The sequence below is a fragment of the Bifidobacterium sp. W8114 genome (genome assembly GCF_016101165.1).
Lineage (GTDB): Bacteria > Actinomycetota > Actinomycetes > Actinomycetales > Bifidobacteriaceae > Bombiscardovia > Bombiscardovia asteroides.
Genome location: NZ_JACFRA010000001.1, coordinates 19,842 through 34,916 on the forward strand (window position 1 = coordinate 19,842; position 15,075 = coordinate 34,916).

At 60.3% G+C, this 15,075-nt stretch carries 13 protein-coding genes and 1 tRNA gene; 10 read left to right on the forward strand and 4 right to left on the reverse strand.

Translation table 11 applies throughout. The annotated features are described in order from the left end of the window. The first annotated feature begins 26 nt into the window (after positions 1-26). The 5 genes from tilS (at position 27) to H3T89_RS00115 (ending at position 5,532) form a co-directional block, all read left to right on the forward strand. The gene (gene tilS, locus H3T89_RS00095) at positions 27-1,118 is read left to right on the forward strand and encodes a tRNA lysidine(34) synthetase TilS (protein WP_232348362.1); all 1,092 of its coding nucleotides are present in this window, start codon (positions 27-29) and stop codon (positions 1,116-1,118) included. Further along, complete coding sequence (hpt, locus tag H3T89_RS00100; RefSeq protein ID WP_198203355.1) at positions 1,105-1,707, forward strand: hypoxanthine phosphoribosyltransferase; 603 nt, start codon at positions 1,105-1,107, stop codon at positions 1,705-1,707. Before tilS ends, hpt begins: the two co-directional genes overlap by 14 nt. Continuing rightward, the gene (gene ftsH / locus H3T89_RS00105; protein ID WP_198215835.1) at positions 1,704-3,818 is read left to right on the forward strand and encodes an ATP-dependent zinc metalloprotease FtsH; all 2,115 of its coding nucleotides are present in this window, start codon (positions 1,704-1,706) and stop codon (positions 3,816-3,818) included. The genes hpt and ftsH overlap by 4 nt, the downstream gene beginning before the upstream one ends. A gap of 80 nt (positions 3,819-3,898) precedes the next feature. Beyond that, positions 3,899-4,981: a dihydroneopterin aldolase gene (locus H3T89_RS00110; protein WP_198215836.1), complete on the forward strand. Its 1,083-nt coding sequence runs from the start codon at positions 3,899-3,901 to the stop codon at positions 4,979-4,981. Further along, positions 4,978-5,532: a DUF3180 domain-containing protein gene (locus H3T89_RS00115; RefSeq protein ID WP_198215837.1), complete on the forward strand. Its 555-nt coding sequence runs from the start codon at positions 4,978-4,980 to the stop codon at positions 5,530-5,532. The genes H3T89_RS00110 and H3T89_RS00115 overlap by 4 nt, the downstream gene beginning before the upstream one ends. A gap of 107 nt (positions 5,533-5,639) precedes the next feature. Here H3T89_RS00115 and H3T89_RS00120 read toward each other — a convergent pair whose 3' ends face one another. Both H3T89_RS00120 and ettA read right to left on the reverse strand, forming a co-directional pair. After that, on the reverse strand, positions 5,640-6,554 hold the full coding sequence (locus H3T89_RS00120; protein ID WP_198203358.1) for an acyl-CoA thioesterase: 915 nt from the start codon (positions 6,552-6,554) through the stop codon (positions 5,640-5,642). 38 nt (positions 6,555-6,592) lie between these two features. Continuing rightward, the gene (gene ettA / locus H3T89_RS00125) at positions 6,593-8,269 is read right to left on the reverse strand and encodes an energy-dependent translational throttle protein EttA (protein WP_101432710.1); all 1,677 of its coding nucleotides are present in this window, start codon (positions 8,267-8,269) and stop codon (positions 6,593-6,595) included. Positions 8,270-8,573: 304 nt separating this feature from the next. On the opposite strand from ettA, the gene H3T89_RS00130 reads away from it, so the two are divergent. The 3 genes from H3T89_RS00130 (at position 8,574) to H3T89_RS00140 (ending at position 11,078) form a co-directional block, all read left to right on the forward strand. Beyond that, positions 8,574-9,200 (forward strand): ECF transporter S component, encoded by a 627-nt coding sequence (locus H3T89_RS00130; RefSeq protein WP_015022249.1) that lies wholly within the window; start codon positions 8,574-8,576, stop codon positions 9,198-9,200. A 105-nt stretch (positions 9,201-9,305) separates the two neighbouring features. Continuing rightward, positions 9,306-10,934, forward strand: coding sequence for a peptide ABC transporter substrate-binding protein (locus H3T89_RS00135; RefSeq protein ID WP_198215838.1), 1,629 nt, complete (start codon positions 9,306-9,308; stop codon positions 10,932-10,934). A gap of 70 nt (positions 10,935-11,004) precedes the next feature. After that, positions 11,005-11,078, forward strand: a tRNA-Ile gene (locus tag H3T89_RS00140). 628 nt (positions 11,079-11,706) lie between these two features. On the opposite strand, the gene H3T89_RS00145 is transcribed toward H3T89_RS00140, so the two are convergent. Then, positions 11,707-12,441 carry a helix-turn-helix transcriptional regulator gene (locus H3T89_RS00145; protein WP_198215839.1) on the reverse strand — a complete coding sequence of 245 codons (735 nt, stop codon included), beginning with the start codon at positions 12,439-12,441 and terminating at the stop codon, positions 11,707-11,709. A 141-nt stretch (positions 12,442-12,582) separates the two neighbouring features. On the opposite strand from H3T89_RS00145, the gene H3T89_RS00150 reads away from it, so the two are divergent. Beyond that, the gene (locus H3T89_RS00150; protein ID WP_198215840.1) at positions 12,583-13,794 is read left to right on the forward strand and encodes a MalY/PatB family protein; all 1,212 of its coding nucleotides are present in this window, start codon (positions 12,583-12,585) and stop codon (positions 13,792-13,794) included. Positions 13,795-13,882: 88 nt separating this feature from the next. Here the strand turns inward: H3T89_RS00150 and H3T89_RS00155 are convergent, their stop codons facing one another. Continuing rightward, a complete protein-coding gene (locus tag H3T89_RS00155) occupies positions 13,883-14,656 on the reverse strand; it encodes a (S)-acetoin forming diacetyl reductase (RefSeq protein ID WP_198215841.1) in 774 nt (257 codons plus the stop codon). A gap of 206 nt (positions 14,657-14,862) precedes the next feature. Here H3T89_RS00155 and rpmE point away from each other — a divergent pair, with 206 nt between their 5' ends. Then, positions 14,863-15,075 (forward strand): 50S ribosomal protein L31, encoded by a 213-nt coding sequence (rpmE, locus tag H3T89_RS00160; RefSeq protein ID WP_015022244.1) that lies wholly within the window; start codon positions 14,863-14,865, stop codon positions 15,073-15,075.

Below are 15,075 nucleotides of genomic sequence, written 5' to 3' on the forward strand. Positions count from 1 at the left end.
CCTGGACCATGGTCTATTCAGCGGCAATGAAAAAGGCGGTTGGGCTCCTGCGTTCGACCCTGGACCGGGAGGATCTGGGACTGCAGGATCAGCGGTTCGCTCATCATGGGATGCATCGGCCCGATCCGGATGCCCCATTGATTCTGGTGGCCTGCTCGGGAGGCCGGGATTCCCTGGCCCTGGCCTGTGTGGCCCACCTGGTGGCCGATATGACCGGGCTGCGGTGCGGGGCCTTGTTGATCGATCATGGTCTGGCGCCTGATTCGGATCGTATCAGCGAACGCGCAGCTGGAACCTGCCGGAGGCTGGGATTGGATCCGGTCCGCGTCACCAGAGTGGATGTACCCGTCACCTCCGCTGGTCCTGAGGCCGATGCCCGTGCAGCCCGTTATCAGGCCCTCTCCCAGCAGGCGAACGAGTTGGGCGCCAGGGCCGTCCTCCTGGCGCACACCCGTGATGATCAGGCCGAGACGGTGCTGATCGGACTGATTCGCTCTCAGGGGCTGGAGGCCATAACCGGCATGGCTCGACGTGTGGAGCGCGGAGGGATGCGTTACCTGCGGCCATTCCTTGACCTGGACCGAAAGGACACCACGGCCATTTGCCGCCAGCAGGGGATCGACTGGTGGGACGACCCCACCAACGGTGATGACCGGCCGACTGATACCGCGCTTCCCGAGACGCTGCCGCTGCGCTCGCGGATCCGCCATGACCTGTTGCCTGCCTTGAATCGCTTCGCTGGCCGGGACATGGTCCGTCGTCTGGCGCTAGGTGCGGATATGGCCCGTATGGATCAGGATTATCTGGACACCCAGGTGGATGGGTTGTTCCAACGGCTGGTCGCCCGCCCTGACCCGGACCAGAGGGCCAAGGGGGTTCTGGCCTGCTTGGATGCCCGCGGATTGGCCGACTGTCACCCGGCTCTGCGCACCCGCCTGTTGGCCCAGGTGCTGACCAAGCTGGGCATTCGGTTCACGGCCGTGCAGGTCCGTGCCTTGGATGATTTGATCTGCCGGTGGCACGGCCAGAAGGGCCCCCGCTTTCCCAGCTCACATACAGCAATCCGTAAGGGTCAAGTCATTCTCATATGCAATGATGGAGACCATGCGCATCGCTGATATTCAATCCCATATCGACCATGAACTGGTGTCCAAGGAACGGATAGAGGAGCTGATCAATCGGACGGCTGAGCGGATCAGTCGGGATTACAGGGACAAGAACCCGATTATGCTGGCCGTGCTCAAGGGGGCTTTCAACACACTTGCCGCCCTCTCACAGGCCGTCACCATTCCGGTTCAGATAGAGTTCATGAGCATTTCCAGCTATCCGGCAGGCAAGACCAGCGTTTCCAAGGGGGACCTGGACATCAGGATGGATTTGGACTGCGATGTGCGCGGACGGCATATTCTGATTGTTGAGGATATTATCGATTCCGGTTACACCTTGCACTGGTTGGTAGAGCATCTCAAGGAGCGAGGGGCCGCATCGGTGGAGATCTTCACTCTGCTGGACAAGACCTCCAGACACGAGGTCGAGGTGGATGTCAAGTATCCAGGGTTCGCCATACCCGACGAATTTGTTGTGGGCTTCGGGCTGGATTACGACGAGCAGTACCGTAATCTTGACTCGATAGCCGTACTCAGGTCCGAAGAATACATGGACCCGACCCAGGAACAGGATCATCAGGATCAGGGGGAGCAGTCATGAGCTACTCGCAGGGACCGCAGCAGGGTCCGCCCAATGGAAGCAGGGACAACGGGGACAAGGGCAACAACCCCTTCAACTTCAACCTGGGCAACAACGGTTCTGGGCCCAACGGGGGCAACCGCTCCTTCTGGCGTTCCCCCTGGCTCTGGGGGATTCTGGCCGTGGTCATCATCCTGGCCATCTTCGGCTTCTTCAGCAGCCAGAACGGCGCGCAGACCATCGACACGCAGGATGGCCTGGAGCTGCTGAACGACCGCAGCAGCATGGTCAAGAAGGCAGAGATCACCGAAAAGATGCAGGTGGTCGAGCTCAAGCTCAATAGCGACTTCGTCAAGGATGTACCTGGCTTCCGTGGCAACCGCACCTCCAAGAACTTCGGCAAGGACGTGCAGTTCTACTACGTGGAGGCCCAAGGGGAGCAGGTTGTCAAGGCCGTCGAGAAGGCCAAGCCCTCCGAGGGGTACAACTCGGTGGTGCCGCAGACCAGCATGATGAGCTACCTGATCTCCTCCATCCTGCCCATGCTGATCATTCTGGGGGTCTTCTGGTTCCTGCTCTCGCGCATGTCCTCGGCGGCCGGCGGCGGCATGTTCGGGATGGGCGGCAAGAAGAACTCCGCCCGGCTCAATGACGGGCAGACCCCCAAGACCAAGTTCTCGGACGTGGCCGGCGAAGAGGCCGCTGTCCAGGAGGTGGAGGAGATCAAGGAGTTCCTCAAGGATCCTTCCAAGTACAAGGCTCTGGGCGCCCGCATACCACGTGGCGTCCTGCTCTATGGTCCCCCTGGAACCGGCAAGACCCTGCTGGCAAGGGCCATCGCCGGCGAGGCCAGTGTGCCCTTCTACTCCATGGCAGGCTCCGACTTCGTCGAGATGTTTGTCGGTCTGGGTGCCTCCCGTGTGCGTGACCTGTTCGACGAGGCCAAGAAAAATGCGCCGGCCATCATCTTCATCGATGAGATCGACGCAGTGGGTGGTAAGCGCGGCTCCGGCATGAGCGGTGGCCATGATGAGCGCGAGCAGACCCTGAACCAGCTCCTGGTCGAGATGGACGGCTTCGACAATGACACCAACCTGATCATCATTGCAGCCACCAACCGTCCCGACATTCTGGATCCGGCCCTGCTCAGGCCTGGCCGGTTCGACCGTCAGGTGGCTGTGGAAGCCCCCGACCTTGAGGGCCGTGAAGCCATCCTCAAGGTCCATGCCAAGGGCAAGCCTTTCGTGCCTGACGTGGATCTGCACACTGTGGCCGTGCGGACGCCCGGCTTCACCGGTGCCGACTTGGCCAACGTGCTCAACGAGGCTGCCCTGCTGACAGCACGTTCAGATGCCCAGCTGATCGACAACCGGGCCATCGACGAGGCCATCGACCGTGTGCTGAGCGGACCTCGGCGGCGGACCAAGGGCATGGCTCTGGCCGAGATGCGCAATACCGCCTACCATGAGGGCGGCCACGCCATGGTGGCTGCGGCCCTGCGCCACACCGACCCGGTCACCAAGGTGACCATTCTGCCTCGCGGGCGGGCCCTGGGCTACACCGCGGTCATGCCCACCACAGACCGTTACTCGCAGTCCCGCAACGAACTGCTGGACCAGATGGCCTATGCCATGGGCGGCCGTGTGGCGGAGGAGGTGGTCTTCCATGACCCGACCACTGGCGCCTCCAATGACATCGAGAAGGCCACCAGCATAGCCCGGCAGATGGTCCTGCAATACGGATTCTCCTCCAAGTTGGGTGCCATCAAGTGGGCTGATGAGAATGACCAGGATGCCGGACTCGATGCCCTGAAGCCCCACAACTACTCCGAGAAGACGGCCGAGGCCATCGATGAGGAAGTCCACAATCTTATCGAGACGGCTCACGAAGAGGCTTGGCGGATCATCACTGAGAACCGTGACGTGCTGGACGAGCTTGTCCGGCAGCTCTTGGTCAAGGAGACCCTGAACAAGGACGAGCTGGCTGCGGTCTTCGCTGGCTTGCGCAAGGCTCCCGAGCGCCAGCTCTGGCTGTCTGCGCCGGATCGGCCGGACTCCGAGCAGCCCCCTGTGGAGATCCCTGAGGAGCTCAGGCGCAGCGTGAACGGGTCGTCCACAGAGGACCAGCACTGAATTCCGAATCGGCCCGGTGAAGTATATGATTCCGGGCTGTGCGGCATCGAATGTTCCAAGGCGAGGGAGGAGCGTACATCATGGATTCCATCCGTTTGAGTTCCATCAAGGTCGCACCCCTGCACGGCCAGCAGAAGCCAGGGTTCAGCTACCAGGTCGATGCCGTCCTCTACCTGGATTTGAGTGAGGCAGGCAGGCTCAACGACGGCACTCAGACCGTGGACTATGTGCAGATTGTCCGTCGGATCGTCAACCTGATCCAAAACGAGCCGGCTGATGAGATTCTGGAATCCATGACAGCCAAGGTGGCTGATGCCATCCTGCTCTCCCACCAGATCCGCCGCACCCGGGTCACGGTCACCCGTCTGGGTGCCGACCAGGGAACAGGGGTCGATTTTCAGGTGGGCGTCACCCTTGAGCGTGCGGCCGACGATCAGGTGGAAGGCAACCCGGCCAGCATGGAATCTGGACGAGTCATCGGCAGCGGGAATGCTGCTTTAGGGCATCCCTCCTTCCTCCTGTCTGGTCAGGCTGATGCCGGCCATGCGGCGCGGGCCCGGCTGCGTCACCCTGTGACCTTCTCCACGCAGAACGGCTTGCCCTCGGATCCGGAGAACGATAGCGAAGCGCCCAGTCAGTCGCCTGTTGAGGGTGCCAAGCCACAGGGTCTTCTGATGCGTGATGTTATTGCGTTGGAGGGAGCATCGGGAACCGACCGGTTGACTATGCTCCGTGCTCTGGCGGCTCTGGACGGGATACCCGGCAGTCAGCTGGTCGGCATCTCGCCCCTGTACGCCTACCGGGATGATCAGGGGGATCAGCGTCTATCGGCCGTGGTTATTCTGCAAACGCCGCTGAATCTGGAGGAGCTGCGGTCGGCTCTAGACATGGTGGCAGCTCCTATCAGACAGATGGGCGGGCTGGATGCCGATGTGGTGGAGGTGGAAACCTCGGACGGCTCGCTGCTGTCTTCCCAGGACCGTCCGCCTCTGCTGACCGCCGATGCTCCCTCGCGCATTGTGACTCCCTGGGCGTATTTGGAGCCTGAACACTGCCTGCCTGGTGCTGGCGGATCCTGCCTGGCCAGCCTGGCCAACCGTGCTCCTGACCGTGACCGCATCAGCCTGGTTTCGGAAGACTGGATTCTGGACGGGCTGTCATGAGGGCCCGCCGCACGCCGCTTGTGCACTATCTGGTCGCCCTTGTCCTTGGGCTGATGGGAGGCGCCGGCATCTCGGAACTGGGCATGTCCACCAGGACGGACCTCATGGGAGTTCCCTGGCTAGTCAGCGTGTTGCTCTTCCTGCTGGGGGTAGCCATTCTGATCATGGCCTTCCAGGTGCACCGCTACGCCAAGGGAGACCGCAAGCAGATGGATCTGCGCTTCGCGGTCAACGTGCTGATCATGAGCAAGGCTATGGGCATTGCCTGCGCCGCCCTCTTGGGTTGGTACGGCAGTCAGGCCCTGATCAGCATGGGCCATGCAACCGCGCCCTATTACACGCGGGTCATGCAGGAGTGCCTGGTCGCCTCCCTGGTCTGTCTGCTCGATGTGGTGGCGGGGGCTGTTGGGGAGTGGCTCTGTCAACTGCCCCCAGATGACGGTCCTGAGAACCCGGATCGACGCAAGTCCTCACGCAGACCCATGGCCGATGCGGCCGATACCGCTGAAAGAGCGGAGGTAAAGGCCGATTCCAGTGAAAAGCGTCACTGACCAGCCTTCAAGGCCATTGCTGAGAAATTTCTGAAGCAAGTCGGCCCGCTGTCGACCTCACTGGTGATCCCCTGCTTGGGTACAATACACGATGACCTAGTGAGCGCTCAGTCTTTGGGTACTCTGATCATGGCTTCCTGAACCATGTAGGCAGCTAGGTCACCCTGGCGGTTGTAGACCTTAGCCATGCACAGGCTGCGTCCGTGGTCGGCCACGGGGGACTCCTGAATAAAGCAGTGCCAGTCGCAGGGGTCCAGATCCTGATACCACCACATGGCATGGTCGATGGAGGCGAAGGAGATCCCCGGGGTGGTCATGCTCAGCCCGGCACAGCGCAGGGCAGGCTCCATCATGATCTGATCGCATTCCATGGCAAGCAGGGCTCGGCGCATCAGTGGGTCCAGGTCGGCTCTTCCCTGGGTGCGGCTCCAAACGGCCTGGCGACTCCTGCTGTCATCATCGGAATCCCTGTTCCCTGCCTCCTCTGCATCATCCAGCAGGACCGTGCCGCCGACGTGACGCATATCGAAGGGGCTCTGATGGGCATAGTAGTCCGCAAAAGAGGACTGATCAGCATAGGGCTCCATCAGTTCCCGGGAGCCAGGCAGGTCCTCCGGGTCAGGCAGCCCCGTCGGCATGGGGTCGGCATAGCGGATGCCCTCCTGGCCGACCTGTTGGTAGGAGAGCATGGCATTCAGGATGATCCGTTCCCCCTGATGCAGATCAACTCGTCGGGAGGAGAAAGAACGTCCATCACGGATGGTCTCGACTTCTGCTTGAACGTCCTGCTCCAGGAGCCCGGTACGCAGGTAATAGGCGTGCATCGAGTGGGGCAGACGACCCTCGGGCACGGTCCGACCGCCGGCCATGATGGCCTGGCCCAGCAGCTGGCCTCCATAGAGGCGGCCAGTGGGGAAGTCCAGCGATTTGCCCAGAAAACGGGAACGGCCATCGTCGGGCTGCTGCTCCTGCAGGTTCAGCCCAGCGATGGCCTGGGCCAGTGCTCCATCCTCGGTGCTCATGCTTCTCCTCGGCCCTCCATCCCTTGTGGTGTATTCGTTCAGCGGGTCAGCTTGCGGTGGATGCGGTGGGGCCTGGAGGCCTCCTCGCCCAGACGCTTGACCTTGTTTTCCTGGTAGGCCTGGAAGTTGCCCTCGAACCAATACCAGGAGGCCGGGTTCTCATCCGTGCCCTCCCAGGCCAGGATATGGGTGGCGATCCGGTCCAGGAACCAGCGGTCGTGGGAGATGACCACAGCGCATCCGGGGAAGGCCAACAGGGCGTTCTCCAGGCTCTCCAAGGTTTCCACATCCAGATCGTTGGTGGGCTCGTCCAGCAAGAGTAGGTTGCCGCCCTGCTTGAGGGTGAGTGCCAGGTTCAGTCTGTTGCGCTCGCCGCCCGACAGGACACCGGCCGGTTTCTGCTGATCTGAGCCCTTGAAGCCGAAGGAGGCCACATAGGCGCGGGTGGGCACTTCGACGCCGCCTACCTCGATGAAGTCCAGCCCTCCGGAGACTACCTCCCAGAGGTTCTTGTTGGGGTCGATGCCCTCGCGGTTCTGATCCACGTAGGAGATCTTGACCGTGTCGCCGACTTCCAAGGAGCCCGATGTCAGTGGCTCCAGGCCCACGATGGTCTTGAAGAGCGTGGATTTGCCCACGCCATTGGGGCCGATGACGCCCACAATGCCGTTTCGAGGCAGGGTGAAGCTCAGATCGTCGATCAGGACGCGGTCGCCAAAGGCCTTGTGGATGTGCTCGGCCTCCAGCACCTTGGAGCCCAGGCGGGGCCCCGGCGGAATCTGGATCTCGGAGAAATCCAGCTTTTTGTTGTTCCGGGCCTCGTTCTCCATTTGCTCATAGCGCTCCAGGCGGGCCTTGTTCTTGGCCTGACGGGCCTTGGGGGAGGAGCGGACCCATTCCAGTTCGGTGTTGAGCCGCTTGGCCAGCTTGGCATCCTTCTGCCCCTGGACCTCCAGACGCTTGGCCTTGGTCTCCAGATAAGTGGAGTAGTTGCCCTGGTAGGGGTAGAGGTGGCCACGGTCCACCTCGCAGATCCACTCGGCCACGTTGTCAAGGAAGTACCGGTCGTGGGTCACGGCCAGGACGGCGCCCTTGTAGGTGTGCAGGTACTGCTCCAACCAGAGGATGGACTCGGCGTCCAAGTGGTTGGTGGGCTCGTCCAGCAGGAGCAGGTCGGGTGCCTCAAGCAAAAGCCGGCATAGAGCCACCCGGCGGCGCTCGCCTCCAGAGATGACCGAGACCGGAGTGTCCGGGTCGGGGCACTGCAGGGCATCCATGGCCTGGTCCAGCTGGGAGTCAAGATCCCAGCCATTGGCGGCGTCGATCTGCTCCTGAAGCTGGCCCATCTCGGTCATCAGGGCATCGTAATCGGCATTGGGGTCGGCCATCTGCTCGCCGATCTGGTTGAAGCGATCCACCTTGCTCATGATATCGCCGAAGGCCATGCGAATGTTCTCGCCCACGGTCTTGTCCTCGTCCAGCGGCGGCTCCTGCTGAAGGATGCCTACCGTGTAGCCGGGGGTGAGCTGTGCCTCGCCATTGCTGACCGTGTCCAGGCCGGCCATGATCCGCAGCAGGGTGGACTTGCCCATGCCGTTGGGGCCCACCACGCCAATTTTGGCGCCGGGCAGGAAACTCAGGGTCACATCGTCCAGGATGACGCGGTCGCCGAAGGACTTGCGCGCCTTGATCATCTGATAAATGAATTCGGCCAAGAAGCTACCTCACAGAACCTTAGAAAGACAGTGCAAACTGCATTCATGGTAGTGGCAACTTCTGACTTATGCGCCGGGCTGATTAGCAGGGTCAGGCAGGCGGATGGCCGCCTATAAAGAACACCTATGACCAGACCCTGGTCCTGCCGCCTTGGTCGGGGTAGCCTTGAGTCGACGTTCCCGCCCGGCATGCGCAGGTCAAGGAACGCCGGACGGGCCTTTGCCGGTATGGGCAGGCTCCGGACTATCGCTGTGCGCATGAGGAACGGGCCGTCCGTTCTATGACGGTCGTAAGGGAGTATCAATGACGGTGAAACAGCAGCAGGGTCAGATTTCCACAGCTCATCGGTTGCGCTGGAGGCCGCTTGACATTGCGGTCGGAGCCGGTCTGGGTGCGGTGTCAGGGTTGATCTACTGGTTGGCCAGCCTGCTCGCCTCGTGGATATTCCCGCTCATGACCGCCCTACTTCCCGGGGCGGCGGCCCTTTTGCATGGGGTCTTCTACTTTCCCTGTACCCTGTCCCTGTTGATACTGCGCAAGCCAGGCGCAGCCGTCTACGTGGGCGTCATCAGCGTCCTGGTCGAAATTCTGCCTGGCAATGCCTATAACGTGCCGATGATTTTGGTGGAGGCCATCGTAGAGGCTCTCTGCGCGGAACTGGCCTTCGGAATATTCCGCTACCGTCGGTGGACCTTGGGAACGACCGTCCTAGGGGGGATCCTGATAGCCCTGGTCTATAACGCTTTTCTCCTGGCCTTTTACTATCAGGGGGTCTCATTCCTCAGCCCGAGGGGGATCATCGGCACCATCTGCGAACTGATCAGCGGAGTGGTCCTGGCTGGACTGACCAGTTGGTTCCTCTTCCGGGCCATCGGCAGCACCGGTGCGCTGGATCGGCTTGCGTCCGGGGGGGATGTCAGGCAGGTCTGAATATCGGCATCCTCGCCAAACCGACTGTATTGAACATATGTTAATTGACCAAGTGTTTGCTGTGCAGCTGTGACAAGGCCCATACCGGGCAGGAAGGGTCCTACCATGACCAAGCTTCGTTCCTACATTGCGGCAGCGGTTCTGCCGCTCATCCTGGCAGCGGGCGCCTGCAGCTCCTCCCAGGCTTCCCAAGAAGACCGGATCGACCCTCATGCCGCAATCAGCGTCAACAATGTCGAACCTACGGCTCCCCTGATTCCCTCCAGCACCAACGACACTGCAGGCTGGAAGGTGGTCACCCAGCTCTTTGACGGGTTGGTCACCTTCGATGCCAAAGGCGGAGAGACGCTGGTGGAGGCCAAATCGATTACTCCCAATGAGGATGCCAGCCGGTACACGATTGTCCTCAAACCAGGACTCACCTTCAGCGATGGGGAGAAGATCACCGCCAAGACCTATGCGGATTCCTGGTCCTTCGCGGCGAATGCGGCCAATGGACAGCTGGGGGCCTCGGCTTTTTCGACCATCGCCGGGTATGATCAGGTACAGGATGAGCATGGCGACCCCAAAGCCCCTCTATCCGGTCTTCGGGTGGTTGACGACCTGACCCTGGAGGTGGCCATGAGCAAGCCTGATTCCTCCTTCCCCTACAAGGTGGGAGATGTGGCTTTCCTTCCCCTGCCGGCATCCGCCTACAAGGACATCAGGGCCTTCGGCAGGAAACCGATCGGGAACGGGCCCTACCGCTTCAAATCATGGGTGCCTAATCAGGGAATCAAGCTGGAGAGGAATCCCGCATACAAGGGGCCTCGTAAGGCTCGGAACGGAAGCCTGGAATTCAGGGACTACCAAAGTCTTGATGCCGCCTATGCCGATGTCCAAGCCGGCCACCTGGATGTGCTCGATACGGTTCCTGTCTCCCGTCTGAAAACCTTCCGTACCGATACGGGCTTGCAGCCCTTGATCAAGCCGGGGCCGGCCTTCCGTTCCCTGACCATCCCGCAGGGTCTGAAGCATTTCCAGGGTCAGGAAGGCGCCCTTCGCCGGAAGGCTCTGTCATATGCCCTGGATCGCGCGAAAATAGCCGACAAGGTCTTTGCCGGTTCAGTTACGCCGGCCACTGATTTCCTTGCCCCAACCATCAAGGGGAATGCCTCCGACATCAAAGGCAAAGAAGTACTCAACCACGACCTTGATCAGGCCCGCAGACTTTGGAAGGCGGCTGACGCCATCTCTCCCTGGGAGGGCACGCTTCGCATCGCATACAGTGCTGACGGGACCGACAAGGACTGGGTTGATGCTGTTCTGCATGAGTACGCCCAGGTTTTGGGCATCAAGACGGAACCGAATATCTTCCCGACGGGCAAGGAATTCAATACGGCAGTTCATAACCGTCAGGTCAACAGTATTTTCAATTCGGGCATCACCTCGGACTATCCCCACCCCGAAGGCTACTTGGTTCAGGGATATGCCTCCAGCCAGGCCGATGGCAAGGGTCTGAACAATGGGGACTACAAGAGCGCGGAATACGATGCCATCCTTTCCCGTGCCGCCTCCAAGACCGACCAGGACGAAGCCATGCAGGATTACCGCCAGGCCGAGGCCGTTCTCTTCAAGGATCTTCCGGTGCTGCCGCTCTGGTACAGGAAGGTCTCGGCGGTGGCGGGCAAGCAGGTTCGCCAGGCTCCTTTCGGATACATGGGTCTGCCTGTCTACAACCAGATCACCAAGTAGGCCCGACAGCCCGGACCTGGCTGATGACGAGCCGTTTTGATACCATGACTCTGGCCGGTACGATCGGCGCGGGGCCTTAGCTCAGTCGGTTAGAGCAAACGACTCATAATCGTTCGGTCCAGGGTTCAAGCCCCTGAGGCCCCACATAAGCAAGCCCCGGAACCTGCTAGGTTCCGGGGCTTTATTAATGGAACGAATTAAGAGTTCGAGGTTTTTGTCTCAAAACTGACCCGTGTCTTCAACGACTGCAGTGGGCAGGTCAGGGTTTTGTGCCCCGAACTTTCTTGATAGTCTTATTAGAAGGACAGCCCCGACTATTGTCGAGGCCATCCTCTCGCCGCCTAGCTCTAGCATCCATGATTCACCGATGCAATATGTATGGCTTCACATGTAAGCCGGGGGAAAAGAGCTAGGCGCGTTTTTTATCTCGGATCATAGAACACCCTCGGTGTATATCCACTTCTCGGTGCCCCAAGCGTGCATCCGTAGACAGCCATAAGATCTACGCATGTCACGATAATCCGGAAGCGTTTCCGAAGAACCGCTAAGTATGAGAATTTATCAGGGAAAAGAATACGGGACGGGCTCGAGTCGGAGCCGTCGGCATATGCCGGGAAACTATACGCATGTACATCTCCTCTGGAACTGAAAATAATTCAGCCCCTATAGGTCCATCGTGTATACGTCCCCCGTATATCTGTTGTCAATGATACACCCTGGAGGGGGTGTGTCAAAGCTGAGCAGGGCGAGCCGAGGTGCTCTGATCAGGGCCTCAAGCCGCATTGCGAATCGTATGCAAATAGCGGTATACGCTGGGGGAGGAGATCCCTAGAGCACGGGCAACCGTGTCCACTGAGCCCTTGACCAGGAAGACCCCTGACCCATCCAGGCGCGTGATTAGCCGCAGCCGCTCCTGCCGGTTCATCCTTGCCGGAGGAATACCAAGCTCTGCGGCAAACTCGGCAATATTATGTGTAACCACTTCGTCTGTGTTGACTGAGAGCACTTCACGGGTCGATTGTTCGCTCTCGGTTTCGGCTGCCGGTTCTTCTGGCGGGGTCCCATCGTCTTTCAGTTCCGCACCTGGTCCGGTCAGTCCTAGAGCGTCAAGATAAGAGCTTGCCCGCCTGAGCTCTTGGCTGGCCTGTCGGAAGGTGGAATTGTCGAAATTGATGCAGAGAAAGCCTATCACCCGTCCCCTGGAATTCCGCACGAAAAGAGTAGAGGAGACCACTGGATGCCCTTGGATGGTGTAGCCAGCGTAATGGGTCAAATAGTCGTGCCGGTCGTATTCGCGGTTCTGCCAGATGTGCAGGACAAGGTCGGTGGCGGGGCTGCCTATAGCGCGTCCGCTCAAATTGCCATTGGCGATGGCGACCACTGAATGCGAGAAATCCTTGACGTTCTCAAGTACTACTTCCGTCTTGGGGCCAAGAATTTTACCTAGAAAATCCACCAGCGGGACGAAAAGCTGTAGAGAAGATGAAACAGGTTTTGATGCACTCATTCTGGTCACCCCATCCACTGACTAAAGCCAGATAGTACCATCGCTGCTCTGGTATTGGACGCAGACACTCGGATGGAGCCCACGGCTGTAGACTGGCGGAAGGTCGCTGCGAGCGCATCTGCACGGGATGAGAGGTTGACTATGACATACGATTTCACCAGCATCATGAATAGGCATGGCAAGGATGCCATTGCGGTTGACGGTCTGGGTGCCGAGCCCGGATTCGCCCCCGATCCTCCCAAGGAGGGCTTCGATGTCATCCCCATGTGGGTGGCCGATATGAATTTCCCCACGGTGCCGACCATACCCGAAGCCATCATCGAGCGTGCCAAGCATCCAGCCTTCGGCTATTTCAATCCTACTGACGAGTACTACGATGCCATCATCAACTGGCAGCGCACCCGCAATGGTGTGGAGGGACTGACGGCCGAGGATATCGGCTATGAGAACGGGGTCCTGGGTGGTGTCGTCTCGACTTTGACCGCCTTTGCCGCGCCGGGTGATGCAGTATTGCTCCACAGTCCGACCTATGTCGGCTTCACGTCCTGTATCGAGAACAACGGCTACCACATCGTGCACAGTCCTTTGAAGAGGGACGAGCAGGGTGTCTGGCGCATGGACTTCGAGGACATGGACCGCAAGCTCAAGGAGAACAACATCCATGTGGCGGTCTTCTGCAGCCCGCACAACCCCTGCGGCCGTGTCTGGGAGAAGTGGGAGATCGAGAAGGCCATGGAGGTATATAAGGAGAACGACTGCGTGGTCATCTCCGACGAGATCTGGTCAGACCTGATCCTGTCGGGCCACAAGCACATCCCCACCCAGTCGGTCAGCGAGGATGCCCGTAACAGGACGGCTGCCTTCTACGCGCCCAGCAAGACCTTCAACCTGGCCGGGCTGGTCGGCTCCTACCACATCATCTACAACAAGTATCTGCGCGACAGGATAGTGGCCAAGGGGTCCAAGGCCCACTACAACGACATGAACGTGCTGTCCATGCATGCCCTGATAGGGGCATACAAGCCTCAGGGCCAGGAGTGGGTGGACGAACTCCGGAAGGTCCTGACCGGGAACGTGGACTACGCCTACGATTACATCCGGCGGCATTTTCAGGGAGTCGAGCTTTCCAAGCCCCAGGGCACCTACATGCTCTTCCTTGATTGCACGCAATGGTGCGAGGACCACGATCTGAGCCTGGATCAGCTGCTGAAGCGTGCCTGGGATGTGGGTGTGGCCGTCCAGGACGGGCGGCAGTTCAAGGCTCCCTGCGCCATCCGCATGAACCTGGCCCTGCCTTTGAGCCGTGTCAAGGAGGCCATGGATCGTCTGGACAAGTACGTTTTCAACGCCTGAATGATCTCTAAATGATCATGGGCCCGCGCTGTCGGACAGAGCCGACCGGCGAGGGCCCATTATATGTGAGCCAAGTCTGGCGGGAGACTCACTGGAATTGCATGCCGCCGTCCACGATCAGGGTCTGGCCGGTGATGTAGTCAGAGTCATGCCCGGCCAGGAAGGCTACGGCATTGGCTACGTCCTCCGGCTCGGAAAGCCGCCCCAGGGCGATGCCGTCCGAGAAGGTGGACATGCCCCACTCGTCATCCTTGCCGGCGTTGACCCCCACCTGATGAGCGATGTCCATCATCATGGGTGTCTTGACAATGCCGGGGGCGTAGGCGTTGGCGGTGATCCCCTCCTTGGCCAGATCGCGCGCAGCCACCTGGGTCAGGCCTCGGATGGCGAACTTGGTGGAGGAATAGAGCATCAGGTTGGGGTTGCCCACCACGCCTGCCTGGCTGGTGGCGTTGATGATCTTCCCCCCGTGGCCCCGGTCGCGGAAGGCCTGAACGGCGGCCTGCATGCCCCAGATGGTTCCTGCCACGTTGACGTGGTAGACCTTGTCGAACAGCTCGGGGGTGATGGACTCGATGGGGGTGGTCGGCCCCAGGCCGGCGTTGTTGACGATCACGTTGAAGTCGCCCAACGTGGTAGCGGTCTTCTCGACGGCCGAGCGCACCTGGACACGGTCGGTCACGTCCAGGATGACGGCAATGGCCCGTCCCTCTGATTGATTGATGGAGTCGGCCACTGCCTGGGCCCTGTCTGTATTCATGTCAGCCACGGCCACGGCGAACCCATCCTTGGCCAGACGGCGGGCAATGGCCTCGCCGATTCCCTGGGCTGCCCCTGTAACGAACGCTACTTCCTGCTGCATTGCTGCCCTCCTTTGTTGCCATGCCGGGCCGATCAGTCCGACTGTTTGATTCTAAAGGGAGCTCGGCTCGCCACACCGGTTGGTGGATTCGGCGTGTGGCGCAAGGGGTCGTATTCTCCTCGGGTTGCGCTAGACTATTACGCGGTTGCCGGTTCACGTCCGCCACAGGGGCGGTCGACCCGGGGCCCTTGGATCTAGGAGTAACCATGAAGCAGGGAATTCATCCCGATTATCATCCCGTTGAGGTCACGTGCTCGTGCGGCAATACCTTCATCACCCGTTCGACCGCTCCCGGCGATCATATGACGGTTGATGTCTGCTCGCACTGCCACCCCTTCTACACCGGCAAGCAGAAGATTCTGGATACCGGTGGTCGCGTGGCTCGGTTCGAAGCCCGTTACGGCAAGAGGACCAAGTAG